21 protein-coding genes and 1 pseudogene are annotated in these 26460 nt (G+C 71.1%); 9 read left to right on the top strand and 13 right to left on the bottom strand.

The annotated features are described in order from the left end of the window. Window positions 1-47 precede the first annotated feature (47 nt). Together ABTY98_RS29810 and ABTY98_RS29805 are read left to right on the top strand one after the other, a co-directional pair. Window positions 48-1187: an acyl-CoA dehydrogenase family protein gene (locus ABTY98_RS29810; protein WP_352224183.1), complete on the top strand. Its 1140-nt coding sequence runs from the start codon at window positions 48-50 to the stop codon at window positions 1185-1187. Between the two features lies 1 nt (window position 1188). Further along, on the top strand, window positions 1189-2151 hold the full coding sequence (locus ABTY98_RS29805; protein WP_352224138.1) for an acyl-CoA dehydrogenase family protein: 963 nt from the start codon (window positions 1189-1191) through the stop codon (window positions 2149-2151). Between the two features lie 69 nt (window positions 2152-2220). Here the strand turns inward: ABTY98_RS29805 and qcrB are convergent, their stop codons facing one another. From qcrB to ABTY98_RS29780, 5 genes are all read right to left on the bottom strand, one after another. Further along, window positions 2221-3882 carry a cytochrome bc1 complex cytochrome b subunit gene (gene qcrB, locus ABTY98_RS29800; protein ID WP_352224137.1) on the bottom strand — a complete coding sequence of 554 codons (1662 nt, stop codon included), beginning with the start codon at window positions 3880-3882 and terminating at the stop codon, window positions 2221-2223. A gap of 87 nt (window positions 3883-3969) precedes the next feature. After that, on the bottom strand, window positions 3970-4695 hold the full coding sequence (locus ABTY98_RS29795; RefSeq protein ID WP_352224136.1) for a vWA domain-containing protein: 726 nt from the start codon (window positions 4693-4695) through the stop codon (window positions 3970-3972). A gap of 181 nt (window positions 4696-4876) precedes the next feature. Further along, window positions 4877-6337, bottom strand: coding sequence for a glutamate synthase subunit beta (locus ABTY98_RS29790; protein WP_352224135.1), 1461 nt, complete (start codon window positions 6335-6337; stop codon window positions 4877-4879). Further along, the gene (gene gltB / locus ABTY98_RS29785) at window positions 6330-10934 is read right to left on the bottom strand and encodes a glutamate synthase large subunit (protein WP_352224134.1); all 4605 of its coding nucleotides are present in this window, start codon (window positions 10932-10934) and stop codon (window positions 6330-6332) included. Before gltB ends, ABTY98_RS29790 begins: the two co-directional genes overlap by 8 nt. A 375-nt stretch (window positions 10935-11309) precedes the next feature. After that, window positions 11310-12041 (bottom strand): VIT1/CCC1 transporter family protein, encoded by a 732-nt coding sequence (locus ABTY98_RS29780; protein WP_352224133.1) that lies wholly within the window; start codon window positions 12039-12041, stop codon window positions 11310-11312. 295 nt (window positions 12042-12336) lie between these two features. Between ABTY98_RS29780 and ABTY98_RS29775 the strand changes: the two are divergent. The 7 genes and pseudogenes from ABTY98_RS29775 to ABTY98_RS29745 all read left to right on the top strand — a co-directional run. Beyond that, window positions 12337-13326, top strand: a pseudogene (locus tag ABTY98_RS29775) (ADP-ribosylglycohydrolase family protein); the annotation flags it as partial. Continuing rightward, complete coding sequence (locus ABTY98_RS29770) at window positions 13272-14561, top strand: ADP-ribosylglycohydrolase family protein (RefSeq protein WP_352224182.1); 1290 nt, start codon at window positions 13272-13274, stop codon at window positions 14559-14561. The pseudogene ABTY98_RS29775 and the gene ABTY98_RS29770, both read left to right, overlap by 55 nt. Window positions 14562-14569: 8 nt before the next feature. Then, the gene (locus ABTY98_RS29765) at window positions 14570-15745 is read left to right on the top strand and encodes an ADP-ribosylglycohydrolase family protein (protein ID WP_352224132.1); all 1176 of its coding nucleotides are present in this window, start codon (window positions 14570-14572) and stop codon (window positions 15743-15745) included. Beyond that, entirely contained in the window at window positions 15733-17304 is a 1572-nt protein-coding gene (locus tag ABTY98_RS29760; protein ID WP_352224131.1) for an ADP-ribosylglycohydrolase family protein, read from the top strand. The genes ABTY98_RS29765 and ABTY98_RS29760 overlap by 13 nt, the downstream gene beginning before the upstream one ends. Further along, complete coding sequence (rbsK, locus tag ABTY98_RS29755; RefSeq protein WP_352224130.1) at window positions 17301-18194, top strand: ribokinase; 894 nt, start codon at window positions 17301-17303, stop codon at window positions 18192-18194. Before ABTY98_RS29760 ends, rbsK begins: the two co-directional genes overlap by 4 nt. Continuing rightward, window positions 18191-19393: a CaiB/BaiF CoA transferase family protein gene (locus ABTY98_RS29750; RefSeq protein ID WP_352224129.1), complete on the top strand. Its 1203-nt coding sequence runs from the start codon at window positions 18191-18193 to the stop codon at window positions 19391-19393. The genes rbsK and ABTY98_RS29750 overlap by 4 nt, the downstream gene beginning before the upstream one ends. After that, window positions 19390-20211, top strand: coding sequence for an HpcH/HpaI aldolase/citrate lyase family protein (locus tag ABTY98_RS29745; RefSeq protein WP_352224128.1), 822 nt, complete (start codon window positions 19390-19392; stop codon window positions 20209-20211). The genes ABTY98_RS29750 and ABTY98_RS29745 overlap by 4 nt, the downstream gene beginning before the upstream one ends. A gap of 66 nt (window positions 20212-20277) precedes the next feature. Here the strand turns inward: ABTY98_RS29745 and lgt are convergent, their stop codons facing one another. The 8 genes from lgt to ABTY98_RS29710 form a co-directional block, all read right to left on the bottom strand. Continuing rightward, entirely contained in the window at window positions 20278-21273 is a 996-nt protein-coding gene (gene lgt, locus ABTY98_RS29740; protein ID WP_352224126.1) for a prolipoprotein diacylglyceryl transferase, read from the bottom strand. A 91-nt stretch (window positions 21274-21364) separates the two neighbouring features. Continuing rightward, entirely contained in the window at window positions 21365-22141 is a 777-nt protein-coding gene (locus ABTY98_RS29735) for a DsbA family protein (RefSeq protein WP_352224125.1), read from the bottom strand. Window positions 22142-22228: 87 nt separating this feature from the next. Beyond that, complete coding sequence (gene trpA / locus ABTY98_RS29730) at window positions 22229-23047, bottom strand: tryptophan synthase subunit alpha (protein WP_352224124.1); 819 nt, start codon at window positions 23045-23047, stop codon at window positions 22229-22231. Next, window positions 23044-24327 (bottom strand): tryptophan synthase subunit beta, encoded by a 1284-nt coding sequence (gene trpB, locus ABTY98_RS29725; RefSeq protein WP_352224123.1) that lies wholly within the window; start codon window positions 24325-24327, stop codon window positions 23044-23046. Before trpB ends, trpA begins: the two co-directional genes overlap by 4 nt. 79 nt (window positions 24328-24406) lie before the next feature. Beyond that, window positions 24407-24631, bottom strand: coding sequence for a tryptophan biosynthesis modulator TrpM (gene trpM, locus ABTY98_RS42405; RefSeq protein WP_502994386.1), 225 nt, complete (start codon window positions 24629-24631; stop codon window positions 24407-24409). Between the two features lie 21 nt (window positions 24632-24652). Then, window positions 24653-25462 (bottom strand): indole-3-glycerol phosphate synthase TrpC, encoded by an 810-nt coding sequence (gene trpC, locus ABTY98_RS29720; RefSeq protein ID WP_352224122.1) that lies wholly within the window; start codon window positions 25460-25462, stop codon window positions 24653-24655. Between the two features lie 138 nt (window positions 25463-25600). Next, on the bottom strand, window positions 25601-26047 hold the full coding sequence (locus ABTY98_RS29715; RefSeq protein ID WP_352224121.1) for a DUF2752 domain-containing protein: 447 nt from the start codon (window positions 26045-26047) through the stop codon (window positions 25601-25603). A 76-nt stretch (window positions 26048-26123) separates the two neighbouring features. Then, window positions 26124-26384, bottom strand: coding sequence for an HGxxPAAW family protein (locus ABTY98_RS29710; protein WP_352224120.1), 261 nt, complete (start codon window positions 26382-26384; stop codon window positions 26124-26126). Window positions 26385-26460 lie beyond the last annotated feature (76 nt).

The following is a 26460-nucleotide window of genomic DNA, read 5'->3' as shown; positions in this document are numbered from 1 at the left end:
ACGCTAACCTACCAAACACTTGTTAGGGAAGGACGGTGACGACGGCCGTGGACCTGACCCACACCCCGGCGGACGAGGATTTCCGCGCCGAGGCCCGCGCCTGGCTGGCGGAGCACGTACCGGACCCCCCGCTTCCCTCCCTGGAGACCGCGGAGGGCTTCGCGGCGCACCGCGCATGGGAGGCCGAACTGGCCGCGGATCGCTGGTCGGTGGTCTCCTGGCCGGAGCGGTACGGCGGCCGGGACGCGGGACTGATCCGCTGGCTGGTCTTCGAGGAGGAGTACCACGCGGCGGGCGCGCCGGGCCGGGTCGGCCAGAACGGCATCAGCCTGCTCGCGCCGACCCTCTTCGACCACGGCACGGAGGAGCAACGCGCGCGTGTGCTGCCGCCGATGGCCACCGGCGAGGTGGTCTGGGCGCAGGCGTGGTCCGAGCCCGGGGCCGGTTCCGATCTGGCCTCCCTGACCTCCAGGGCGGTGCGGACGGACGGCGGCTGGCTGATCGGCGGCCAGAAGACCTGGTCGTCCCGGGCCGCGTTCGCCGACCGCGCGTTCGGCCTGTTCCGCAGCGACCCGGACGCACCCAAGCCGCATCAGGGGCTCACCTATCTGATGTTCGACCTGCGTGCGCCCGGGGTCACGGTCCGCCCGATCGGCCGCCTCGACGGAAAGCCGGCGTTCGCGGAGGTGTTCCTGGACGAGGTGTTCGTGCCCGACGAGGACGTGATCGGTGAGCCGGGCCAGGGCTGGTGGACAGCGATGTCGACCACGGGCAACGAGCGGGGACTGACGCTGCGGTCGCCGGGCCGGTTCCTGGCCGCCGCCGGCCGGCTGGCGGACCTCTGGCGGGACCAGGGCGCCCCGGAGTCCATGGCGGGCCGGGTCGCCGACGCCGTCATAGGCGCCCGCGCCTACCAGCTCTTCACGTACGCGGCCGCCTCCCGCTCCCTGGACGGCGAGTCGCTCGGCCCCGAGTCCAGCCTGAACAAGGTGTTCTGGTCCGAGCTGGACCTGGCACTGCACGAGACGGCACTCGATCTGCTGGGCCTGGACGGCGAGTCGGCGGACACGGCATGGTCCGAGGGGTACGTCTTCTCGCTCGCCGGTCCCATCTACGCGGGCACCAACGAGATCCAGCGCGACATCATCGCCGAGCGCCTGCTCGGCCTGCCGAAGGGACGACGCTGATATGCGTTTCCTCCTCGACACCGAGCAGCTCGACTTCGCGGACTCGCTGCGGGCGCTGCTGACGGCGGCGGACACGCCGACGGTGATACGGGAGTGGAGCCGCGGCGAGCATGCGAGTGGGCGGGCGTTGTGGGGGCGTATCGGCGCGGCGGGGGTGTTCGGTCTTGCGGTGCCCGAGGAGTACGGAGGGGAGGGGCGGCGGGCTGTGGAACTCGCGCTCGCCTTTGTGGAGTTGGGGCGGTATGCGGTGCCCGGTCCGTTGGTGGAGACGGTGGTGGCGGCGGTGCTGCTCGGTGAGCGTGCCGACCTCGCGAAGCGGTTTCTGCCGGGGATCGCGTCGGGACAGACCCTGGCGACGGTGACGGTCGCCGAGCACGGGTACGGATACGCGCTGGACGGAGACGCGGCGGATGTACGGCTCGCCGCGACGCCGGAGGGTTTGCGGTTGTCTCCGGGTGCCGGCGCGGTACGGCGGTCGATGGACCCCGCGCGCCGGCTGACACCGCTCGCGCCGGTCGGTGAGTTGATCAGCGCGGAGCCGGCGTGGGCGGATGCGCTGACCTGGGCTCGGCTGGCGGTGGCCGCGCAGGCGCTGGGGGTGGGGCTTGCGTTGCTCGACAGAACGGTGGCCTATGCCAAGCAGCGGAGTCAGTTCGGTGTGCCCATCGGCTCGTTCCAGGCGGTGAAGCACCGGCTGGCCGATGTGAAGATCGCGCTGGAGTTCGCCCGGCCGGTGGTCTTCGGGGCGGCGGTGACGACGAGTCCGTCGGATGTGGCCGCGGCGAAGCTCGCCGCGTGCGAGGCCGCGTACCTCAGCGCACGGGCCGCGCTCCAGTTGCACGGGGCGATTGGTTATACGGCGGAGTACGACTTGTCGCTCTGGTTGGCCAAGGCACGGGCGTTGAGGGGCGCCTGGGGGACGCCGGAGGAGTGCAGAAACTCGGTTCTCCATGGTCGTACGTGAACTGCGGGCCGGTGGGGGCTCGTCGCGCAGTTCCCCGCGCCCCTTTCGGGGCGCTGTACCTCGGGGCGACTAGTGGTGATCCCCGCTCGTGACTTCCCGGTACTCCTCCTGCGTCGGCTTCGGGATGTGCGTGTCGGGGCCGAACATCGCCTTGGCCAGGCCTGCCCGGAGCCGCTGGGAGCCCGTGGCCTTCCGGCGTACCCCGTTCGCGTCCTCCAGTACGCCGAGTTCGTACGGCGGGTTCTGTTCGTGCTGGGTGAGGACGAACAGGCCCTCCTGGGTGAGGGGTTCGTGGACCTCGATGTACTCGCCGTGCGGAAGCATCTTGATGAGGCCGGTCTCCCTGCCGTGCAGCACCTTGTCGCGGTCGCGGCGCTGCAGGCCCAGGCAGATCCGCTTGGTGGTGATGAAAGCGAGGACGGGGACGACGAAGACGGAGATCCGCGCGAACCAGGTGATCGAGTTGATGGAGAGATGGAGATGGGTGGCGACGATGTCGTTGCCGCCACCGATCAGCAGTACGAAGTAGACGCTGAGCCAGGCCACGCCGAGGCCGGTACGGACGGGGACGTTGCGCGGCCGGTCGAGGATGTGGTGCTCGCGCTTGTCGCCGGTGATCCACGCCTCGATGAACGGATAGACGCCGATGGCCAGCAGGAAGAGCGGGAAGAGCGAGAAGGGGATGAAGACACCCAGGTTCAGGGTGTGACCCCAGGCGTTGATCTCCCAGCCGGGCATCACCCGGATCAGCCCCTCGGAGAAGCCGAGATACCAGTCGGGCTGTGCGCCGGTGGTCACCAGGTCCGGGCGGTAGGGGCCGAAGGCCCACACCGGGTTGACGGTGGCGATACCGCCGATGATCGCCAGGATGCCGAAGGTGAGGAAGAAGAAGCCGCCGGCCTTGGCCATGTAGACGGGCAGGAAGGGCATGCCGATGACGCTCTTCTGGTCGCGTCCGGGCCCGGGGTACTGGGTGTGCTTGTGGTAGAAGACCAGGATCAGATGGGCCACCACCAGCCCGAGCATGATCCCGGGGAGCAGCAGTACGTGGATCGGGAAGAACCGCGAGATGATGTCGTGGCCCGGGAACTCCCCGCCGAACAGGAACATCGAGATGTACGACCCGACGATCGGGATCGACAGGATCGCCCCGTCGGCGAACCGGACGCCGGTGCCGGAGAGCAGGTCGTCCGGGAGCGAGTAGCCGGTCAGTCCGGTGAGGATGGCCAGGAACAGCAGGGTCCAGCCGAACAGCCAGTTGACCTCGCGCGGCTTGCGGAAGGCGCCGGTGAAGAAGACCCGCATCATGTGGACGAGCATCCCGGCGACGAAGACCAGCGCCGCCCAGTGGTGGATCTGCCGGATCAGCAGGCCGCCGCGCACGTCGAAGCTGATGTGCAGCGTCGACTCGTACGCCTTGGTCATGATGATGCCGTTCATCGGCTCGTAGGAGCCGTGGTAGACGACCTCGGCACCGCTGGGCTCGAAGAAGAGGGTGAGGTAGATGCCCGTGAGGATCAGGATGAGGAAGCTGTAGAGACAGACCTCGCCAAGCATGAAGGACCAGTGGTCCGGAAACACCTTGCGCATGTTGGCCTTGGCCAGGGCGTAGATCCCGAGCCGCCCGTCGGCCCAGTCCGCGAGCTTCTCACCCTTGCCCGGCGGGTTCTCCCTGGCCGCCGAACTCCCCACCCGTGCCGTGCCGTTCACCGTTCGTGCCGCGTCGTCCATACGTCGCGTCGCCTCCCCGCCGGATCACCCCTCAGGGTGGCATGACAGGACCCCGACAGCCAACGGTGCCGCGTGAAGTCGATCGGCTCAGTCGGTCCGTACGATGCCCGCCGCCCGCGCCGCCGCCAGCCACTGCGGGAACTCGCCGACGAGACGGTCGTACAGCTGTCCGTCCGGCAGCTTCAGCGGGTCCGAACCGGCGTGGAAGAAGCCCGCGTTGTCCACCGCCCGCTTGCCCGGCACCGCCAGCTCGTCGAGCTTGCGCAGGAAGTCGAACTGTTTGCTGTGCGGGTCGCCGAAGCCGACGAACTGCCAGAACAGCGGCAGCTTCGCCGCCTTGCACAGGTAGCGTTCGGCGGCGAGCTTGTTGATCGGGCCGCCGTCGGTCTGGAAGACGACCAGGGCGGGCGCGGTGGCGCCGCTGTCGAGGTAGTGGTCGATGACGGCGTCCATGGCCAGGTGGTAGCTGGTCTTGCCCATGTGCCCGAGCCCGGCCGCGATCTTCTCGATACGGCCCTGGTGCTCGGCGAGTTCGATGTCGGTGACCGCGTCGATATCGGTGGAGAAGAAGACGACGGGGACCCGGCCGTCGTCGTCCAGGTGCGCGGAGAGGCCCAGCACCCGGTCGGCGAGGGACTGCACACTGCCGTCGGCGTAGTACGGCTTCATGGAACCGGAGTAGTCGACGACCAGGTAGACGGCGGCGCGGAGTCCGTCGAGTCCGTGCTTGGTGAGGGAGATCCCGGCCGACCGGTAGGAGCCGACCAGCGCGGGCGCGGACTCCTGCACCTTGCTGAGACTGATCGCGGCCATCTCCCTGCCCCCCTCGACTCATGGTCAGGAGCCCGAGATTACTTGATCACGGAAATGCTGCGGCACCTGCCCAGTCGTCCGGTCGGGGACTGGCGGGCAGGCGCCGCATCGGGGGGTCTGGGGGATGTCCCCCCAGATAACCCGCCCGTACGCCTTTGTACGGGACGTTCTTCGGGGTCGGTCAGACCATCAGCGAGCGGTCCGTCGGGCGGATCGGGGCCGGGAGCTCGCTCGCTCCGGTCAGGAAGCGGTCGACGCCCTTGGCGGCCGAGCGGCCCTCCGCGATCGCCCAGACGATCAGGGACTGGCCGCGGCCCGCGTCACCGGCGACGAAGACACCCGGCACATTGGTCTGGAAGTCGGCGTCGCGGGCGATGTTGCCGCGCTCGTCGAGGTCCAGGCCGAACTGCTCGACCAGGCCGTTTACCCGGTCGGTGCCCGTGAAGCCCATGGCCAGCGTCACCAGCTGGGCCGGGATCCTGCGCTCGGTCCCCGGCTTCGGGGTGAGCTTGCCGTCGATGAACTCCACCTCGGTGAGGTGCAGCCACTGGACGTTGCCGTCCTCGTCGCCCTCGAAGTGGGTGGTGGAGACGGAGTAGACCCGCTCACCGCCCTCCTCGTGCGCCGAGGTGACCTTGTAGAGCATCGGGAAGGTCGGCCACGGCTGGTGCGGCGCCCGGTCCTCGCCCGGCCTGGGCATGATCTCCAGCTGGGTGACCGAGGCCGCGCCCTGACGGTGGGCGGTGCCCACGCAGTCGGCGCCGGTGTCGCCACCGCCGATGACGACCACGTGCTTGCCCTCGGCCGAGATCGGGGGGATGACGTAGTCGCCCTCCTGGACCTTGTTCGACAAGGGCAGGTACTCCATCGCCTGGTAGACGCCCTTCAACTCCCGCCCGGGGACGGGGAGGTCACGGGCGGTCGTGGCACCGGCGGCGATGACGATCGCGTCGTACCGCTTCTTCAGGTCGGTCGCCTTGAGGTCGCGGCCGATCTCGATGCCGGTACGGAAGCGGGTGCCCTCCGCGCGCATCTGCTCGATACGGCGGTTGATGTGCCGCTTCTCCATCTTGAACTCGGGGATGCCGTAGCGGAGCAGGCCGCCGATGCGGTCGGCGCGCTCGTAGACGGCGACCGTGTGGCCGGCCCGGGTGAGCTGCTGGGCGGCGGCGAGGCCGGCCGGGCCCGAGCCGATCACGGCGACGGTCTTGCCGGACAGGCGCTCGGGGGCCTGCGGGGCGACGGTGCCCTCGTCCCACGCCTTGTCGATGATCGAGACCTCGACGTTCTTGATGGTGACGGCCGGCTGGTTGATGCCGAGCACACACGCCGACTCACAGGGAGCCGGGCACAACCGTCCCGTGAACTCCGGGAAGTTGTTGGTGGCGTGCAGGCGCTCCGAGGCCGCCGTCCAGTCCTCGCGGTAGGCGAAGTCGTTCCACTCGGGGATCAGGTTCCCGAGCGGACAGCCGTTGTGGCAGAACGGGATGCCGCAGTCCATGCACCGGCTGGCCTGCTTGCTGATGATCGGCAGCAGCGAGCCCGGGACGTAGACCTCGTTCCAGTCCTGGACGCGCTCGGTGACGGGACGGGTCTTGGCGACCTCACGGCCGTGGTTCAGGAAGCCCTTCGGGTCAGCCATTGATCGCCGCCTCCATCATCTTCTCGGTGATCTCGGTCTCGGAGAGACCCGCTCGCTCGGCGGCGTCCTTGGCGGCGAGCACTGCCTTGTACGTGCTGGGGATGATCTTGCTGAACCGCTGCACGGCCGCGTCCCAGTCGGCGAGCAGCTTCTCGGCGACCGTGGAGCCGGTCTCCTCGGCGTGGCGGCGCACCACGTCGTGCAGCCACTGCTTGTCCGCGTCGTCCAGGGCCTCGACGGCTTCGATGTTGCCGACGTTGACGTTGTCGCGGTCCAGGTCGATGACGTACGCGATGCCACCGGACATACCGGCCGCGAAGTTGCGGCCCGTCTCACCGAGGACCACCGCGTGACCGCCGGTCATGTACTCGCAGCCGTGGTCGCCCACGCCCTCCGCGACCACCAGCGCACCGGAGTTGCGGACACAGAACCGCTCGCCCGTAAGACCGCGCAGGAACAGCTCGCCGCCGGTCGCACCGTAGGCGATGGTGTTGCCCGCGATCGTGGAGAACTCGGCGAGGTGGTCGGCGTTGCGGTCGGGACGCACGATGACACGGCCGCCGGAGAGGCCCTTGCCGACGTAGTCGTTGGCGTCGCCCTCGAGGCGCAGCGTGACACCGCGCGGCAGGAAGGCACCGAAGGACTGGCCGGCCGAGCCGGTGAAGGTGATGTCGATGGTGTCGTCGGGCAGACCCGCGCCGCCGAACTTCTTCGTCACCTCGTGGCCGAGCATGGTGCCGACCGTGCGGTTGATGTTGCGCACCTTGATCTGGGCGCGGACCGGCTGGGCGTCGGTGGCGCTGGATGCGCCCAGGGCGTCCGAGGCGAGCTTGATCAGCTCGTTGTCCAGGGCCTTCTCCAGGCCGTGGTCCTGCGGGACGGTCTGGTGCAGCGCGGCGCCGTCGGGCAGCTCGGGCACATGGAAGAGCGGGGACAGGTCCAGGCCCTGTGCCTTCCAGTGGTCGACGGCACGGGTGACGTCGAGCGCCTCCGCGTGGCCGACGGCCTCCTCGATGGAGCGGAAGCCCAGCTCGGCGAGGATCTCGCGGACCTCCTCGGCGATGAACCGGAAGAAGTTCACGACGTACTCGGCCTTGCCGGTGAAGCGGTCGCGCAGCACCGGGTTCTGGGTGGCGACGCCGACCGGGCAGGTGTCGAGGTGGCAGACGCGCATCATGATGCAGCCGGAGACGACGAGCGGCGCGGTCGCGAAACCGAACTCCTCGGCGCCGAGCAGCGCGGCGATGACCACGTCACGGCCGGTCTTCAGCTGGCCGTCGGTCTGGACGACGATCCGGTCCCGCAGGCCGTTGAGCAGCAGGGTCTGCTGGGTCTCGGCGAGGCCGAGCTCCCAGGGGCCGCCCGCGTGCTTCAGCGAGGTGAGCGGGGAGGCGCCCGTACCGCCGTCGTGACCCGAGATGAGCACGACGTCCGCGTGCGCCTTGGACACACCGGCCGCGACCGTGCCGACGCCGACCTCCGAGACCAGCTTGACGTGGATCCGCGCCCGCGGGTTCGCGTTCTTGAGGTCGTGGATCAGCTGGGCCAGGTCCTCGATGGAGTAGATGTCGTGGTGCGGCGGCGGGGAGATCAGGCCGACGCCCGGGGTGGAGTGCCGGGTCCTGGCGATCCACGGGTAGACCTTGTGGCCGGGCAGCTGGCCGCCCTCGCCGGGCTTGGCGCCCTGGGCCATCTTGATCTGGATGTCATCCGCGTTGACCAGGTACTCGGAGGTCACGCCGAACCGGCCGGACGCCACCTGCTTGACGGCGCTGCGCCGCGCCGGGTCGTAGAGACGGTCCGGGTCCTCGCCGCCCTCACCTGTGTTGGACTTGCCGCCCAGCTGGTTCATGGCGATGGCGAGGGTCTCGTGGGCCTCGCGCGAGATGGAGCCGTACGACATGGCGCCGGTGGAGAAACGCTTGACGATCTCGGAGACGGGCTCGACCTCGTCGACGGAGATCGGCTGACGCCCCTCGATGCCGGACTTGAAGCCGAAGAGCCCGCGGAGCGTCATCAGGCGCTCGGACTGCTCGTTCACCCGGTCCGTGTACTTCTTGAAGATGTCGTAGCGGTTGGCACGCGTCGAGTGCTGGAGGCGGAAGACCGTCTCCGGGTCGAACAGGTGCGGCTCGCCCTCGCGGCGCCACTGGTACTCGCCGCCTATGTCGAGGGCGCGGTGGGCCGGCGCGATGCCGGAGGCCGGGTACGCCTTGGCGTGGCGGGCGGCGACCTCCTTGGCGATGACGTCGATGCCGACGCCGCCGATCTTGGAGGCGGTGCCGCTGAAGTACTTGTTGACGAAGCCCTCTTCGAGACCGACGGCCTCGAAGACCTGGGCGCCACGGTAGGAGGCGACCGTCGAGATGCCCATCTTCGACATGACCTTGAGGACGCCCTTGCCGAGGGCGTAGATCAGGTTGCGGATGGCCTGCTCGGAGTCCATGCCCGGCAGGAAGGTGCCCGCGCGGGTGAGGTCCTCGACGGACTCCATGGCGAGGTACGGGTTGACCGCGGCGGCGCCGAAGCCGATCAGCAGGGCTGCATGGTGGACCTCGCGGACGTCACCGGCCTCGACGAGGAGGCCCACCTGGGTGCGCTGCTTGGTGCGGATGAGGTGGTGGTGGACGGCCGCGGTGAGCAGCAGCGACGGGATCGGCGCGTGCTCGGCGTCCGAGTGCCGGTCCGACAGGACGATGAGGCGGGCGCCGTTCTCGATGGCCGCGTCGGCCTCGGCGCAGATCTCGTCGATCCGGGCGGCGAGGGCGTCACCGCCGCCGGAGACGCGGTACAGGCCGGACAGGGTCGCGGCCTTGAAGCCGGGCATGTCGCCGTCGGCGTTGATGTGGATGAGCTTGGCCAGCTCGTCGTTGTCGATCACCGGGAAGGGCAGCACGACGGAGCGGCAGGACGCGGCGGTCGGCTCCAGCAGGTTGCCGGACGGGCCGAGCGAGGAGCGCAGGGAGGTGACCAGCTCCTCGCGGATGGCGTCCAGCGGCGGGTTGGTGACCTGCGCGAACAGCTGGGTGAAATAGTCGAAGAGCAGCCGCGGGCGCTCGGAGAGCGCGGCGATCGGCGAGTCGGTGCCCATGGAGCCGATCGGCTCGGCGCCGGCCTTGGCCATCGGCGCGAGGATGACGCGCAGCTCTTCCTCGGTGTAGCCGAAGGTCTGCTGGCGGCGGGTGACCGAGGCGTGGGTGTGGACGATGTGCTCGCGCTCGGGCAGATCGCTCAGCTCGATCTCGCCGGCCTCCAGCCACTCGGCGTAGGGCTGTGCGGCGGCGAGGGTCGCCTTGATCTCGTCGTCCTCGATGATCCGGTGCTCGACGGTGTCCACGAGGAACATCCGGCCGGGCTGCAGCCGGCCCTTGCGGACGACCCTGGCGGGGTCGATGTCGAGGACGCCCACCTCGGAGCCGAGGACGACCAGGCCGTCGTCGGTGACCCAGTAGCGGCCGGGGCGCAGACCGTTGCGGTCGAGAACGGCGCCGACCTGGGAGCCGTCGGTGAAGGTGACACAGGCCGGGCCGTCCCAGGGCTCCATCATCGTGGCGTGGTAGCCGTAGAAGGCGCGCCGGGCCGGGTCCATGGAGTCGTGGTTCTCCCACGCCTCCGGGATCATCATCAGCACGGAGTGCGGCAGCGAACGCCCGCCCAGGTGCAGGAGTTCCAGCACCTCGTCGAAGGACGCCGAGTCGGAGGCGTCGGGTGTGCAGATCGGGAAGACGCGGTCCAGCTTCTCCTGCGGGCCGAACAGGTCGGAGACCAGCTGGGACTCGCGGGCGACCATCCAGTTGCGGTTGCCCTTGACGGTGTTGATCTCACCGTTGTGCGCGACGAACCGGTACGGGTGCGCGAGCGGCCACGACGGGAAGGTGTTCGTGGAGAACCGGGAGTGCACGAGCGCGATCGCGGACGCGAAGCGGCGGTCGGACAGGTCCGGGAAGAAGGGCTCCAGCTGGCCGGTGGTCAGCATGCCCTTGTAGACGATGGTCCGGGCGGACAGCGAGGCGAAGTAGACGCCCACCTCGCGCTCGGCGCGCTTGCGCAGCACGAACGCCCTGCGGTCCAGCGCGATGCCCTCGCTGACGCCGTCGGTCACGAAGATCTGCCGGAAGACCGGCATGGTGGAGCGGGCGGTGGCGCCGAGCAGCTCCGGAGCGACCGGAACCTCGCGCCAGCCGAGGACGGTGAGGCCCTCCTCGCCCGCGATCGTCTCGATCCGCGAGACGGCGTCCTGGATGCCGTCCTCGGGGAGGAAGGCGGTACCGACGGCGTACGAGCCGGCCGCCGGCAGTTCGAATCCGGCCACCTCACGGAGGAAGGCGTCGGGCACCTGGGAGAGGAGACCGGCGCCGTCGCCGGAGTCGGGCTCGGAGCCGGTCGCGCCGCGGTGCTCCAGGTTGCGCAGAACCGTGAGCGCCTGCTCGACCAGCGCGTGGCTCGCCTCGCCGGTGAGGGTGGCCACAAAGCCGACGCCACAGGCGTCGTGCTCGTTGCGGGGGTCGTACATACCCTGTGCAGCAGGGCGAGCATCCATGAACGACCAGTTCTGGCCATTCGTGGAGTGCTGGGACGGCTGGCGCGGCGTACGCATCGGCTCTCCCGTCGTCGTCAGTGGCATATAGCAGGTGCCGAGGGACGACGCTGGCCCTCTGCGTTATTGTTGCGAAATTTCACGCAGGTTACATGATGGAGCGGTTCTCGGGAACTGGATACACCGTTCCAACATGCGGACGCCGCAGGGGTGTACGGCGGGGTACCGCTGATGCGGTGAGGGTGGTGGGGGACCTATCCGGACAGATCCGTGTCCATCGGTCCGCGGGGGGCGAGGGTGAGCGTCGTCGTCACCCCACAGGTGCACGTCAGGCGCCCTTGCCTGCGGTGCTTACGGCTCATGCCCGGTGGTTAAGCGTTCGAAACCAGTGAGTAACGGCTACTTATGCGGCCCAACGCATAAGTACCAGTCGCACTATCCTACGGCGGTTCCGAACAGGCTGCCCAGGGCGTACGTCACACCGGCCGCCGCGCCACCCAGCGCGAGCTGCCGCAGGCCGCTGAACCACCAGGTCCGCGCGGTAACCCTGGCGACCACGGCACCGCAGCCGAACAGTCCGAAGAGCGCGAGCAGCAGGGCGGGCCAGAGCGTGGTGGCGCCGAGCAGGTACGGCAGCACGGGCAGCAGCGCGCCCAGCGCGAACGAGCCGAAGGAGGACACGGCGGCGACCAGCGGCGAGGGCAGGTCACCGGGGTCGATACCCAGCTCCTCGCGGGCGTGTATCTCCAGCGCCCGCTCCGGGTCGACGGACAGCTGCCGGGCGACCTCCCGGGCGAGCGGCGCCTCGACCCCTCTGGCCTCGTACAGTGCGGCAAGCTCGGCTTCCTCGTCCTGCGGATGCCGGCGCAGCTCCCTCCGCTCCACGTCCAGCTCGGCCTCGACCAGCTCACGCTGCGAGGCGACGGAGGTGTACTCGCCGGCCGCCATGGAGAAGGCGCCGGCGGCGAGTCCCGCAAGCCCGGTGATGACGATGGTCTGGTGGCTGACGGCCCCGCCCGCGACACCGGTGATCAGGGCGAGGTTGGAGACGAGCCCGTCCATGGCGCCGAAGACGGCGGGCCGCAGCCACCCTCCGTTGACATCCCGGTGGGTGTGGTTGTCGCGGTGCGCCTCGTGCAGTGTCGCCTGAGTCTCGATGACGGCCATGTGGGTCCCCCAAGAGGTCTTGAACAAGCCCCGAATAAGCTGAGGCAAAGCTAAGTTTGGACTGATTCCATCTTTCGACAACGTGGACACTACGCCCTGACATTCCCCGTCGCCAGCAAGGAAAGGCTGGGCTAACCTGCGGCTTTACCCTTTACGCTCACTTGTGCGATGTGCTGCACAAATGTCGACCGGGTGATGTGGAGGCCACTCAGGCTGCGGTCAACCGCCGTTGGTGGGACACATCCGCAAACGGTTCCGCGCCCCGGCGTGAAACCCCTCCCGGAGAGGCCCGCCCATGTCATCGATCGTCTGTACGCCGCCGGTCCCCGCCCCCGACGAGCGCGCCTCCCAGCTGCACGACCGGGCGCGGGGCGCGCTGCTGGGCCTGGCCGTGGGCGACGCGCTCGGGGCGCCGGCGGAGAACATGAAGCCCTCCGAGATCCGCGCCCGCTGGGGCCGCATCAAGGGGTACGTCACCGACACCCCGGCCGGCACGGACGACACCGAATACGCGATCTTCTCCGGCCTCCTCCTCGCCCGCCACGGCTCGGCACTCACCCCGGCCCATGTCGAGGCGGCCTGGCACGAGTGGATCGCCGACCGCGCCGAGGGCCCCTTCAAGGGCGCCGGTTTCAGCGAGCGCGGCACCCTGGAGAACCTCCGCCGGGGACTCGCCGCCCCCATCTCCGCCCAGCACCGGCACGCCTGGAGCGACGGCCTGGCCATGCGGGCGGCCCCCTTCGGCGTCTTCGCGGCGGGGCGGCCCGCCGAGGCGGCCCGGCTGGTCGCGATCGACGGCTCGGTGAGCCACGAGGGCGAGGGAATCTACGGCGGCCAGGCGGTGGCGGCGGGCGTGGCGGCGGCGATGGCGGGAGCGCCTCCGACGGCGGTGGTGGCGGCCGCGCTGGCGGTGGTACCGGACGACTCGTGGACGGCACGCTCCCTGCGCCGGGCGGTCGCGGTGGCTCACCGGGGCGAACGGGCCGTCCGCTCGGCGGTCGTCATCGGCGGATACCCGTGGACCGACCTGGCCCCGGAGGCGGTGGCCCTGGCCTTCGGGGCGTACGCGGCGGCGGACGGCGACTTCCGGGACGCGGTGCTGACGGCCGTCAACATGGGGCGCGACGCGGACACCACGGCCGCGGTGGCCGGCGCGCTGGCGGGGGCGACACAGGGAGAGGGGGCGATCCCGACGGAGTGGGGCGCGGCGATCGGCCCGGCCCGGGGGAGCTGCCTGCCGTCGATGGCGGGGCAGCATGTACTGGAGGTGGCGGAGCTGCTGACGGGGACGGTGACACGGACCCAGCCGCGACCCCCGACGCCGGCCCCTCTGCCGACCGAGCGGCTCTTCACCCCGGCCGCCCTGCCGACCGAGCCGCGACGTCGCAGCGAGGTCCAGCGGTGAACCGGCGCCGTATCGAGGGGCTTCTGCTCGGCCTCGCCGCGGGCGACGCCGCCGGCTGGCCCGCCGCCCGGCACCGCGCCGCCCGCATGCCGGAGTGGACCCGCCGTCTCACCCGGGAACTCGACACCTTCGCCGAGCAGAACGCCACCACCACCCTCCCCGTCCCCATCGCCCTCAACCAGTCCCCCGAACCTCTCCGTCTCGGCCCCTCGGACGACGCCGAGTGGGCTGCCTTCGCCGCGGAAGCCGTCCTGCGCGCCGGCGACGACACCGCCCTCGCCGACCTCAGCCGTGAGCTCCGTACCCGCGCCGCCATCGACCTCACCTGGACCGCCGTCGCCTCCGAGGTCGCCGCCGCCGCGGAACGCGCCCCCGAGATCGAGTCGGCCGTCCTCCCCCTGCGCGCCCGTATCTCCGTCCGCGCCGGCCTCGGCAACCTCGCCACCGGTCTGCGCCCGCCCGCCACCGGCCACGACAACCCGCACTACTTCGACGACGCCGCCTGCGTCCGTGCCTGCGCACTGGCCGTCGCCCACCCTGGTGACCCCCAACGCGCTGCCGACCTCGCCGAGTTCGACGCCCGCTACACCCAGGACGGCGACGGAGTGCACGGCGCCCGCGCCATGGCGGCGGCCCTCGCGCTCGCCCTCGTCGGCGCCGAGGTGGAGACCTGCGTGGCCGCAGCGCTCACCGAACTCCCCGAGGCCACCGAGATCGGCCGCAACGCCCGCCACGCCCTGACCCTCACCGGCACAGCCGACACGGCATTCGCCCTCGTCCCGCTCCTCGAACACCAAATCGTCGACCACGTCTACAGCTACGGCATCGCCGCCGCCGAAACCGTCCCGGTCGCCCTCGCCCTCGCGACCGCCGCGCGCGGCCGGATCGCCGAGGCCGTCCCCGCCGCCGCCTGTCTCTCCCGGGTCGCCGACTCGGCCCCCGCCCTGGCCGGTGCGCTCACCGGCGCCCTCGGCGGCGGCGACTCGATCCCGTCGCCCTGGCGGGACGCCTGCCGCACCCTCTCCGGCTGCGCCCTGCCCCGCCTCACCGGCACCGACCTCGTGGAACTCGCCGAACTCCTGGAAGCCACACAACCGGCCCATCCAGGTGGATGATTCGGTGCATGACGCCCAAAGTACAAGAAAGCACCGGAGCTTCGCTGGACGAACGGATCACCGGAGCCCTCGTCGGGGCCGCTGTCGGCGACGCTCTCGGCGGTCCGGTCGAGGGCTACTCCCCCAACCAGATCCTCGAACGCCACGGCGGCCGCGTCCACGGCATCGTCGGCCCCTGGAACGGCGACGCCTGGCGCACCGCCCGCCCCATCGCCCCGTACCACAAGGGCGACGGGCACGTCACCGACGACACCTTGATGACCCATGCGCTGGTACGGGTGTACGACCGCGTCCGCGACCACCTCGACGCCTACGCGATCGCCGACCACCTGGTCCCCGATCTGATGACCACCCCCCGCTGGATCCCCGAGCTGGAGACCGAGACCATCCCTCTCCACCGGATCTTCCTTGCCGAGAAGTGGCTGGCGACCCGCCTCCACTACGGCCATGCCGACCCCCGCGAGGCCGGCGCCGGCAACATCGTCAACTGCGGCGCGGCGATGTACATGGCCCCGGTCGGTCTGGTCAACGCGGCGAACCCGCGCGCCGCCTACGCCGAGGCCCTGGACATCGCGGGTGCCCACCAGTCGTCGTACGGCAGGGAGGCGGCGGGCGTCTTCGCCGCGGCGGTGGCAGCGGCGGCCACGCCCGGGGCGACACCGGACTCCGTCGTCAGCGCGTGCCTGTCCCTGGCGAAGGACGGCACCCGAACGGCGATCGAAGCGGTCTGTGAAGTGGCCGCACACCACACCGACTTCGAGTCGGCGCTCACCCCGCTCCGCGAGGCGGTCACCCCCTATGACACCGTCGGCCCCGATTACCGCGCCCCCTCCCTCGGCGCCCGCCGCCCCTCCCGCCTCCACGCGATCGAGGAACTCCCCGTCGCGCTCGGCATGTTGCTGGTGGCCGACGGCGACTACCGCCAGGCCGTCCTCGGGTCCGTCAACTACGGCCGCGACTGCGACTCGATCGCCACGATGGCGGGCGCGATCGCCGGTGCGCTGGGCTCCACCGTGCCGGCGGAGTGGTCGAAGCGGGTCGCCGAGGCAAGCCGTCTCGACCTCTGGGAGCCGCCCCGCACGCTGACCGCCGTGACCAGGGAGATCTTCACCCGCGACACGGGCCTGCGGCGCGCCCACGAGGAGTCCTTCGCTCGCCTCGGGGGCGCGGGATGCTCCGCCTGACCTGGGTCCAGCCGGAGGACCTGCTGGGACATGAGATCCGCCAGGCCCGGCAGGACGGCCGGGAGCCCGGCGCCGTCGAGGCGCGCTGGCGGGTGGCGGGCGGCGCGGAAGCGCCGAGCCGCGCGGGCGCGTCACCGGACCGGGCGTCGCGCTATCTCCGGCAACTGGCGGAGGACCTGCTGGACGAACTGGCGGACCTGCCGAGCCGGTTGAACGAGCCGACGGCTCTGGACGAGATCAAGGCGCTGTGTCCCAAGTGGCCGACCACGCGAGGGGGAGGGCCCTGCGACCCGTCGTGCGCCTGCGGGCACGATGTGGCCGATCGCGCAGTGCCCCGCGCCCCTGACGGGGCGCTCCACTCGCGCCGGCCACATAGCTGCGGGCAGTCGTGCCGCTGGGGCGATGGGGGTCCCCCCGCGCAAGCGAAGCCGAGAGTGGGGGCGGGTGGGCGCGGCGGCACCCTGTCGGCGCCGGTAAGCGAAACCCCCAGCCCCCAGCCCCCACCCACGCGCAGCTACCACGCCGCCTGGCTCGGCCGAGCCGTCGGTTGCCTCCTCGGCAAACCCGTCGAGAAACTCCCCCTCCACGCCATCCGCGAACTCGCCCGTTCCGCCGGCAACTGGCCCCTGAACCACTACTTCACCGCCCGCGGCGTCCCCGCCGCCCTTCTCTCCGCCCACCCCTGGAACCGCCGCTCCGCCGCCACCTCCCTCGTCGAGAACATCGACGGCATGCCCGAGGACGACGATCTCAACTACCCCCTCCTCAACCTCCTCCTGCTCCAACGCCACACCAGAGGCTTCAGCACCACCGACGTAGCCGCCCTCTGGCTCGACGAACTCCCCGCCGGCCGGGCCTTCACCGCCGAGCGCATCGCCTACCGCAACCTCCTCACCGGTATCGAACCCCCGCACACCGCCCGCCACCGCAACCCCTTCCGCGAGTGGATCGGCGCCCTGATCCGCGCCGACGTACACGGCTGGACCAACCCCGGCGACCCGGCCGCCGCGGCCGAACAGGCCCATCGCGACGCCGCCCTCACCCACACGGCCAACGGCGTCTACGCGGCGATGTTCACGGCGGCCACCATCGCCACCGCCGCCACCGGAACCCACGACATCCACGCCTGTCTGCGCTCCGGCCGGTCCGTCGTCCCGCCCCGATCCCGGCTCGCCGAGGCCGTCGACCACGCCATCCGCATCGCCGGCGCCCACGAGGACTTCGACACCGTCGTGGACGAACTCCACGCCGTCCACTCCCCCACCCACCACTGGGTGCACGCCATCCCCAACACCGCCCTGATCGCCGCCGCCCTCACCCACGCGAACGGCGACTTCACCGGCTCCGTCTGCCGTGCGGTGAGCGGCGGTTGGGACACCGACTCGAACGGCGCGACGGCCGGCTCCGTCGCCGGGCTGCTCGCCGGCGACCCCGACGCCCTCCCCGACCGCTGGACGACCCCGCTCAAGAACCGACTCGCCACCTCCGTCGCCGGGTTCGACGGCACCGGCTTCGACACCCTCGCCCACCTCACCCAACTGGAGGCGACCCGCCCATGACCCATATCGCCGTACTCGGCAGCGCGAACATGGATCTCGTCGCGTACGTCGAGAAGGCCCCGCAGCTCGGCGAGACCGTGGCCGGACGGGAGTTCCGTACGGTCCCCGGCGGCAAGGGCGCCAACCAGGCGATCGCCGCCGCCCGCGCCGGCGCCACCGTCTCGATGATCGGCGCGGTCGGCCATGACGCCTACGGCACCCGGATGCGGGAGACCCTCGAACACTCCGGTGTGGACACCGACTCGCTGCGCACGATGGAAGGCCCCTCCGGCACCGCGCACATCGTCGTGGACGACGAGGGCGGCAACGCGATCGTCGTGATCCCCGGCGCGAACGGCACCGTCGACCATCTCGCCCCCGGCGACGAGGGCGTCATCGCCTCCGCCGACACTCTCCTCCTCCAGCTGGAGATCCCCTTGCCCGCGGTCGTCGCCGGTGCGCAGGCCGCCCGCCGGCACGGCGTCCGGACCATCCTCACCCCGTCTCCCGCCCGCCCTCTCCCCTCCGAACTCCTCGACAACATCGACCTGTTGGTGCTCAACGAGCGCGAGGCGGCCGCCCTCACCGACCACGCCGACCCGCGCGACGCGGCCGCCGCCCTGCTCGGTCTGGTGCCGCAGGTCGTGCTCACCCTCGGCGCGGCCGGCAGCCTCTACCTCACCCGTGTCGCCGCGCCCCTCGTCATCCCCGCGCCCCGGGTGACCGCCGTGGACTCGACGGGCGCGGGCGACACGTTCGTCGGGGCCCTCGCGGTCGCCCTCGCCGAGGAGAAGCCGGTCCGGGAGGCCCTGTCCTGGGCGGCGGCCGCGGCCGCGCTCGCCGTGCAACGGGCGGGGGCGTCGACGTCCATGCCGTACCGTCCGGAGATCGAGGCCCAGTACACCGCATGAGTACGACAACACAGCCCCAGCCCCTCGCCGGCCTGCGCGTCCTCGACCTGGCCACGCTCTTCGCCGGCCCCCTCGCCGCCACCCTGCTCGGTGACTTCGGCGCCGAGGTCGTCAAGGTCGAGCACCCCACCAAACCCGACCCCTCCCGGGGGCACGGCCCGGCCAAGCAGGGCGTCGGCCTGTGGTGGAAGCTGCTCGGCCGCAACAAGCGCGCCATCACCCTCGACCTGTCCAAGCCCGGTGGCCGCGCCACGCTGCTCCGGCTCGCCGCCACCGCCGACGTGATCGTGGAGAACTTCCGGCCCGGCGCCCTGGAGAAGTGGGACCTCGGCTGGGAGGAACTCTCCGCCGCCAACCCCCGGCTGATCCTGACCCGGGTCACCGCCTTCGGCCAGTTCGGCCCCTACGCCCACCGGCCGGGCTTCGGCACCCTCGCCGAGGCGATGAGCGGCTTCGCGGCGATCACCGGCGAACCGGACGCCCCGCCCACGCTGCCGCCGTTCGGGCTCGCCGACTCCATCGCGGCGCTGGCGACCGCGTACGCCGTGATGACCGCGCTCGCCGCCCGGGACCGCACCGGCGAGGGCCAGGTCGTCGACATGGCGATCATCGAACCGATCCTCACCGTCCTCGGCCCCCAGCCCACCTGGTACGACCAGCTCGGCTACGTCCAGAAGCGCACCGGCAACCGCTCGGCCAACAACGCCCCGCGCAACACCTACCGCACGGCGGACGGGACCTGGGTCGCCGTCTCCACCTCGGCCCAGTCGATCGCGGAACGCGTACTGCGGCTGGTCGGGCGCCCGGAGCTGATCGACGAGCCGTGGTTCGCCACCGGCGCCGACCGGGCCGCGCACTCCGACGTCCTCGACGCGGCCGTCGGCGACTGGATCGCCACCCGCTCCCGCGCCGAGGTGCTGGCCGAGTTCGAGAAGGCGGAGGCGGCGGTGGCCCCCATCCAGGACGTCCGGGACGTGATGGACGACCCGCAGTACCTGGCGCTGGACACGATCACCACCGTCCCCGACCCCGAACTGGGGCCACTGCGCATGCAGAACGTCCTCTTCCGGCTCTCCTCCACCCCCGGCGCGATCCGCTGGACCGGCCGTCCGCACGGCGCCGACACGGAGGAGGTCCTCACCGAACTGGGCCTGACCCCGGCCGAGTTGCTGGCCCTGCGCGAGGAGGGCGCCGTATGACCACCGCCCCCTTCCCGCTGACCTGGCTGTACGTCCCCGGTGACCGGCCGCATGTCGTCGCCAAGGCGCTGGCGTGCGGCGCGGACGTGGTGGTGATCGACCTGGAGGACGCCGTCGCCCCCGACCGCAAGGACTGCGCCCGCGCCGCCACCGCCGACCTCCTCGGCGACCCCCAGGCGGTCCCGGTCCATGTCCGGATCAACGGCCTGGACACCCCCTGGGCCGCGGCCGACCTCCAGGCCCTGCTCGGCCTCCCCGGCCTGGCCGGTCTGCGTCTCCCCAAGGTGACCGGTCCCGACGACATCCACCACATCGCGGCCCGGAGCGCCGCCCTCCCCCTCTACGCCCTCCTCGAATCGGCCCTCGGCATCGAACACGCGCACGCCATCGCCACCGCTCACCCCGCCTTGCGGGGCATCTCGCTCGGGGAGGCGGACCTCCAGGCCGACCTGGGGGTATGCGAGGACACCGGCCTCGACTGGTCCCGTTCCCGGATCGTGGTCGCCGCCCGGGCCGCGGGCCTCGCCCCACCGCCCCAGTCGGTCCACCCGGACACCCGCGACCTCAAGGGCCTCGCCGCCTCCTGCGCCCACGGCCGCGCCCTGGGCTTCCTGGGCCGCGCCGCAATCCACCCCCGCCAGCTCCCGATCATCGAACGGGCCTACCTCCCCACGCAGGCCGAACTGGAACACGCCGAGAAGATCCTCAAGGCGGCCACCACGGAACAGGGTGCCCAGGCCCTCCCGGACGGCAGCTTCATCGACGCGGCGGTGGTGGCAACGGCCCGCAGAACCCTGTCCCTGAGCACCCGCCGCTGATTTCTTCCCGCATACCAAGAGGGCGCCCGGTTCGATCCCGGGCGCCCTCTTCGTCGTATCGGCAGGTCAGCTCTTCTTGGTCGCTGACCCGGCCTCGTCCTTGGCTTCGGCCTCGTGCTCGGCCTCGCTCTCGGACGCCTCCCCCTCGGGAGCCTCCTTGGCTTCGGCAGCCTCAGCGGTGTCAGAGGGCTCAGCGGCCTCGGTGGCCTCACCAGTACCGTCGGCCTCGGTGTCACCGTCCAAGACGCCTGGCTCGACCACCGCCTCCCGGCCCGGCCGCTTCTTCGCGGACAGCACCATGTACAGCACCGCGAGCAGGAACACGATCATCGCGGTCCAGTCGTTGAGCCGCAGGCCGAGGATGTGGTGGGCATCGTCGACGCGCATGTACTCGATCCAGCCGCGGCCCACGCAGTACGCGGCGACGTACAGCGCGAACGCCCGCCCGTGCCCCAGCTTGAAGCGGCGGTCGGCCCAGATCACCAGGAAGCCGACGCCGATGCACCACAACGACTCGTAGAGGAAGGTCGGGTGGTAGTAGCCGGGAACCCGGCCCCCCTCGGAGGAGGTGATGTGCAGGGCCCACGGCAGATGTGTCTCGCGGCCGTACAGCTCCTGGTTGAACCAGTTGCCCCAGCGGCCGATCGCCTGGGCGAATGCGATGCCGGGGGCGATGGCGTCGGCGTAGGCGGGCAGCGGGATGCCCCGGCGCCGGCAGCCGATCCACGCGCCGACCGCGCCGAGCGCGATCGCGCCCCAGATGCCGAGGCCGCCCTGCCACACCTTGAACGCGTCGACCCAGTCACGGCCCTCGCTGAAGTACAGCTCGTAGTCCGTGATCACGTGGTAGAGACGCCCGCCGACCAGGCCGAACGGTACGGCCCAGACGGCGATGTCGGCCACGGTGCCGGTCCGGCCGCCCCGGGCGATCCAGCGCCTGTTTCCGAGCCAGACGGCTACGAAGACACCGATGATGATGCAGAAGGCGTAGCCACGCAGCGGGATGGGACCGAGGTGGATCACTCCGCGCGAAGGGCTGGGAATGTAGGCAAGTGTTTCCATGGCAGGGTCGACGCTACCGTGCCGGACCGGGCCGACGGCAACCAGCCCGGCTACGGCTCCATAACAGGGGCGTGAGAATCGCTCGTCCCGCTCACCCCTTGTTGGCGTCCTCCACCAGTTGCTTCAGCTTGGCCGGGGTCATGGTCCGGTCCTGGTAGATGTTCTTGCCGTCGAGCAGGACGGTCGGGGTGCCGCCGAACTTGCCGGCCTGGAAGGCCTTGTTGGACTTCACGACCCAGGCGTTGTGCCTGCCGTCCTTGACGCACTTCTGGAACGTCGGCGTGTTCAGGCCCTGGACCTTGCCGGCCAGCTCGATCAGCTTGTCGTTGTTCGAGAAGGCGTCGTCGGTTTCCTCGGGCTGGTTCTCGTACAGCATGTCGTGGTAGTCGCGGAACTTGCCCGCGTCCTGGGCGCAGGCCGCCGCGTTGGCCGCGTTCCGGGAGCCGCTGCCGCCGAGGTTGCCGTCGATCAGTGTGGCCAGGTGGTATTCGATTCTGAGCTTGCCGGAGTCGGTCAGCTCGTGGAGCGTCGGGCGGTACGCCGTCTCGAAGGCCTGGCAGGCCGGGCAGCGGAAGTCCTCCCAGACGGTGAGCGTCGCCTTGGCGTCGTCCTTGCCGACCGGGATCGCGAGGCTGTCCTTGCCCTGCGCGCCCGAGGGCGCCACGACCGGGCCCGAGCTCTCGCTCTTCTTGTCCTTGCCCGCGTTCGCGGCGACCACGCCGATCACCGCCGCCAGGCCGAGGACGCAGACGACGCCCGCGCCCACGATCAGCCCGCGCCGTCGCTTCTCCGCGGCCTTCTGCTTCTCGCGGTCGGCCGCGATCCGCTCGCGGGCCGTCCGCTTTCCGTCACGATTCTTCTCGCTCACACCACCAGAACGAACCGGGAAGGCGCACCGCGCCTCCCCGGTCCCAGGTCCACCCGTTCGAGTGACCGGACGTTCCGCGGTGTGCAGTTACGCCTGTCCGCGCACGCCCTTCGCCAGGTCACCGGCGAGTTCCCGGACGGCCGTCACGCCGGCCGCGTCGTCCGGCGCGTCCAGCATCCGCTTCACGAAGGCCGAGCCGACGATCACGCCGTCGGCGAAGCCGGCGACCTCGGCGGCCTGGGCCGCGTCGGAGACGCCGAGGCCGACGCAGACGGGCAGCTCGGTGCCGGTGGCCCGGGTGCGTTCCACCAGGTCCTGGGCCTGCGCGCCGACCGACGCACGCGTGCCGGTGACGCCCATCAGGGAGGCCGCGTAGACGAAGCCGCTGCCCGCCGCCGTGATCTGCGCGAGCCGCTCGTCCTTGCTGCTCGGCGCCACGACGAAGATCGTCGCCAGGCCGTGCTTCTCGGCGTGCTCCCTCCACAGGGCGGACTCCTGGACGGGCAGGTCGGGCAGGATGCAGCCCGCGCCGCCGGCCTCGGCCAGTTCCGCGGTGAAGCGCTCGACGCCGTAGCGGTCGATGGGGTTCCAGTACGTCATGACGAGGATCGGCTTGCCGGTGGCCGCGTAGGCCTCCTTGACCGTGCGCATGACGTCCGCGATCTTGACGCCGCCGCGCAGGGCGATGTCGTCGGCGGTCTGGATGACCGGACCGTCGAGCACCGGGTCGCTGTGCGGCAGCCCGACCTCCACGACATCGGCTCCGCCGTCCAGGACGGCCTTGATCGCCTCGATACCGCCGGCCACGGTCGGGAACCCGGCCGGGAGGTAGGCGATGAGCGCGGAGCGTCCCTCGGCCTTGGCACCGGCGAGGGTGTCGGACAGCAGATGAATGTTCCCGCTCACTTGGCGTCCCCCTCGATCTCGGCGGTGTCGGTGGCGTCGGCGGCGACCTCGGCGTCGGTGTCGTACAGCCCGAAGTAGCGCGCGGCGGTGTCCATGTCCTTGTCGCCGCGGCCGGACAGGTTGACGACGATCAGCCCGTCCTTGCCGAGTTCCCTGCCGACCTCCAGGGCGCCGGCAAGGGCGTGGGCGCTCTCGATGGCCGGGATGATGCCCTCGGTGCGGGACAGCAGGCGCAGGGCCTGCATGGCCGCGTCGTCGGTGACCGCGCGGTACTCGCCGCGGCCCGAGTCCTTGAGGTAGGAATGCTCCGGGCCGATGCCCGGGTAGTCCAGACCGGCCGAGATCGAGTACGGCTCGGTGATCTGGCCCTCCTCGTCCTGGAGGACGTAGGACCGGGAGCCGTGCAGGATGCCGGGCTCGCCGGCGGTGAGGGTGGCGGCGTGCTCGCCGGTCTCGATGCCGTGCCCCGCGGGCTCGCAGCCGATGAGGCGGACGCCTTCGTCGGGGATGAAGGCGTGGAAGAGGCCGATGGCGTTGGAGCCGCCGCCGACGCAGGCGATCGCCGCGTCGGGGAGGCGGCCGGCCCGCTCCAGGAGCTGGCGGCGGGTCTCGACGCCGATGACCCGGTGGAAGTCGCGGACCATGGCCGGGAAGGGGTGCGGGCCTGCGACCGTACCGAAGAGGTAGTGGGTGTGGTCGACGTTCGCCACCCAGTCACGGAACGCCTCGTTGATGGCGTCCTTCAGGGTGCGGCTGCCGGACTTCACGGCGATGACCTCGGCGCCGAGCATGCGCATCCGGGCCACGTTGAGGGCCTGGCGCCTGGTGTCGATCTCGCCCATGTAGATGGTGCAGTCGAGGCCGAACAGGGCGCAGGCCGTGGCCGTCGCCACGCCGTGCTGGCCGGCGCCGGTCTCCGCGATCACCCGGGTCTTGCCCATGCGCCTGGTGAGCAGGGCCTGGCCGAGCACGTTGTTGATCTTGTGCGAGCCGGTGTGGTTGAGGTCCTCCCGCTTGAGGAAGATCCGGGCGCCACCCGCTTCCGCGGCAAAGCGCGGGACCTCGGTGAGGGAGCTGGGGCGGCCGGTGTAGTTGACCATGAGGTCGTCGAGTTCCCGGGCGAACTCGGGGTCGTGCTTGGCCTTGTCGTACTCGACGGCGACCTCGTCCACGGCGGCGACAAGGGCCTCCGGGATGAACTTGCCGCCGAAGGCGCCGAAGTAGCCTTCGGCGCTGGGGACTTGACCGGTGGGGTCAGGGAAGAAGTAGTCGCTGGGCATGCGGAAACCTCACGGTGAGTGCGTGTGAAGAGACACTATTCGCCGTGGGGCGACGGGGTTGTCTATCGGCTGCAGGCCGTCAGTGGTTGCTCGCGCCCGCGCGGCGGTAGCCGCAAATCGAATACAGCCCCGCGCCCCCAGAGGGGCGCTGCCATCGCCGTCCGTTTACCTGGCCCGGCTCGTCTCCGATGACGTACCGGACCCGACGACCGTGCACACGCCGTGCAGGCGCGCGGCATCCACGCGGCCGGCAGCCTCGTGCCAGGCCGGCGTGCCGGTCCCCGGTCGTCACGGTGAGAGTCATCGGTTCAACCCTACCGGGTGATCAGGGGCGGCCGTGGCGCAGTGCCGGGTGTTCGCCCGCCGCCACCAGGTCGGCCACCGCCGACTTGGGGTCGCGGCCCGTCACCAGGGACTCGCCGACCAGGACCGCGTCGGCGCCCGCGTTGGCGTAGACGATCAGATCGTGCGGGCCGCGGACGCCGGACTCGGCGACCTTGACGACGGTGTCGGGGATGTCCGGGGCGATCCGCTCGAAGGTGGAGCGGTCGACCTCCAGGGTCTTCAGGTTGCGCGCGTTGACGCCGATCACCTTGGCCCCCGCGTCCACCGCGCGCTCGATCTCGTCCTCGTCGTGGACCTCGACGAGCGGGGTGAGGCCGATGGAGACCGCGCGTTCGATCAGCGACTCCAGGGCCGGCTGGTCGAGGGCGGCGACGATCAGCAGCGCGAGGTCGGCGCCGTACGCCCGGGCCTCCCACAGCTGGTACGACGTGACGATGAAGTCCTTGCGCAGGACCGGGATGTCCACGCGGGCCCGGACCGCCTCCAGGTCCGCCAGCGAGCCGCCGAAGCGGCGCTGCTCGGTCAGGACCGAGATGACGGCCGCGCCTCCCGCCTCGTAGTCCGCGGCGAGCCCGGCGGGGTCGGCGATCGCGGACAGCGCGCCCTTGGACGGGCTGGAGCGCTTGACCTCGCAGATCACCTTGACGCCGTCGCCGCGCAGTGCGGCCACGCCGTCCTTGGCGGCGGGCGCCTTCGCCGCGCGCTCCTTGAGCTCGTCGAGGCTGACGCGCGCCTGCCGCTCCGCGAGGTCGGCACGGACTCCGTCGATGATCTCGTCGAGCACACTCACGCGAGCGGTCCCCTTCCGGTTCCGGACGGTTCTTCCAGGCGGGTCAAAACCCATGGTCACATCGATGGTATCCGCAGGATGGCCCAGTCCTCGCATCCAGCTGACGGCACTCCCTCCACCTGGACTTTCGCCGGCTGATCAAGGATGCGACCAGCCGGCGAAGGGCAGGTTCCGGACGACGGTGAAGACCAGCAGCAACGCACCGAGGGTCCACATCGGCACCGGCCTGAGCTCGATCCGGAAGGGCCGGCCGCGTACCGCGCGCCCCACCCAGACCGTCCACACCACGGCGAAGGCCAGATAGGCGGCCACTCCCGCCGCGTTGTCCCGCAGCGCGGCCAGGAAGTCGCCGTGGATGAACGCGTGCGCGCTGCGCAGGCCGCCGCAGCCGGGGCAGTACAGGCCGGTGAGCCGGTAGAGGGGGCAGACCGGGTAGTGGCCGGGCTGGTTGGGGTCGACCGTGCCGACGTAGGCGAAGGCCCCGACGACGGCGGCCATCACCCCCGCGGGCACGGCCAGCCGCCCTCGCAGGGAGGGCAGCGCCGGGGCGGCTGCGCTGGGAGTGTCGGCGTTCACGCCTCGCATTGTGCCCCGTACGGTCGGCACACGCGCGCGAGGGGCGGCCCGATGTCTCGGAACGCCCCTCGGGAAGTGCCGCCGGTCAGCTCTCGGCGGTGACCGGCTCGCGGGGGGTGGCCGGAGCGGCGGTGTGCGTCACCAGGGCGGACTGCTTCGGCATGCCGAGGCCCATGGCACGCATGATCATGCCGACCACGCCACCGAGGAGCACGATCGCCATGCCGGCCCAGAACCCCACCGGCTGCGCCATCACCATGAAGGCGCCCGCGACGCAGAAACCGATGAAGGCGATGGTGACGCCGGTCCAGGCGGCCGGGGTGTGACCGTGGCTGCTGCCCGCCATGACTTGCTCCTCGTTAGCTGGTGCGTGTCGTACGTGCCGTCCGTGGCCGCGCTCGTACGGGTCCGTTCCGGACGCT

Source organism: Streptomyces sp. NPDC096040, assembly GCF_040303265.1.
Classification (GTDB): domain Bacteria; phylum Actinomycetota; class Actinomycetes; order Streptomycetales; family Streptomycetaceae; genus Streptomyces.
Note: the sequence above shows the minus strand (reverse complement) of the source record. Positions and strands in the feature narration are given on the sequence as shown.

What these genes read in the sequence shown, in the direction of transcription:
- ABTY98_RS29805 (WP_352224138.1), top strand. Translation starts at nt 1,189, where the DNA reads ATGCGTTTCCTCCTCGACACCGAGCAGCTCGACTTCGCGGACTCGCTG.
- qcrB (WP_352224137.1), bottom strand. Translation starts at nt 3,882, where the DNA reads ATGGACGACGCGGCACGAACGGTGAACGGCACGGCACGGGTGGGGAGT.
- ABTY98_RS29795 (WP_352224136.1), bottom strand. Translation starts at nt 4,695, where the DNA reads ATGGCCGCGATCAGTCTCAGCAAGGTGCAGGAGTCCGCGCCCGCGCTG.
- ABTY98_RS29790 (WP_352224135.1), bottom strand. Translation starts at nt 6,337, where the DNA reads ATGGCTGACCCGAAGGGCTTCCTGAACCACGGCCGTGAGGTCGCCAAG.
- gltB (WP_352224134.1), bottom strand. Translation starts at nt 10,934, where the DNA reads ATGCGTACGCCGCGCCAGCCGTCCCAGCACTCCACGAATGGCCAGAAC.
- ABTY98_RS29780 (WP_352224133.1), bottom strand. Translation starts at nt 12,041, where the DNA reads ATGGCCGTCATCGAGACTCAGGCGACACTGCACGAGGCGCACCGCGAC.
- ABTY98_RS29765 (WP_352224132.1), top strand. Translation starts at nt 14,570, where the DNA reads ATGACGCCCAAAGTACAAGAAAGCACCGGAGCTTCGCTGGACGAACGG.
- ABTY98_RS29760 (WP_352224131.1), top strand. Translation starts at nt 15,733, where the DNA reads ATGCTCCGCCTGACCTGGGTCCAGCCGGAGGACCTGCTGGGACATGAG.
- rbsK (WP_352224130.1), top strand. Translation starts at nt 17,301, where the DNA reads ATGACCCATATCGCCGTACTCGGCAGCGCGAACATGGATCTCGTCGCG.
- ABTY98_RS29750 (WP_352224129.1), top strand. Translation starts at nt 18,191, where the DNA reads ATGAGTACGACAACACAGCCCCAGCCCCTCGCCGGCCTGCGCGTCCTC.
- ABTY98_RS29745 (WP_352224128.1), top strand. Translation starts at nt 19,390, where the DNA reads ATGACCACCGCCCCCTTCCCGCTGACCTGGCTGTACGTCCCCGGTGAC.
- lgt (WP_352224126.1), bottom strand. Translation starts at nt 21,273, where the DNA reads ATGGAAACACTTGCCTACATTCCCAGCCCTTCGCGCGGAGTGATCCAC.
- trpB (WP_352224123.1), bottom strand. Translation starts at nt 24,327, where the DNA reads ATGCCCAGCGACTACTTCTTCCCTGACCCCACCGGTCAAGTCCCCAGC.
- trpM (WP_502994386.1), bottom strand. Translation starts at nt 24,631, where the DNA reads ATGACTCTCACCGTGACGACCGGGGACCGGCACGCCGGCCTGGCACGA.
- ABTY98_RS29715 (WP_352224121.1), bottom strand. Translation starts at nt 26,047, where the DNA reads ATGCGAGGCGTGAACGCCGACACTCCCAGCGCAGCCGCCCCGGCGCTG.
- ABTY98_RS29710 (WP_352224120.1), bottom strand. Translation starts at nt 26,384, where the DNA reads ATGGCGGGCAGCAGCCACGGTCACACCCCGGCCGCCTGGACCGGCGTC.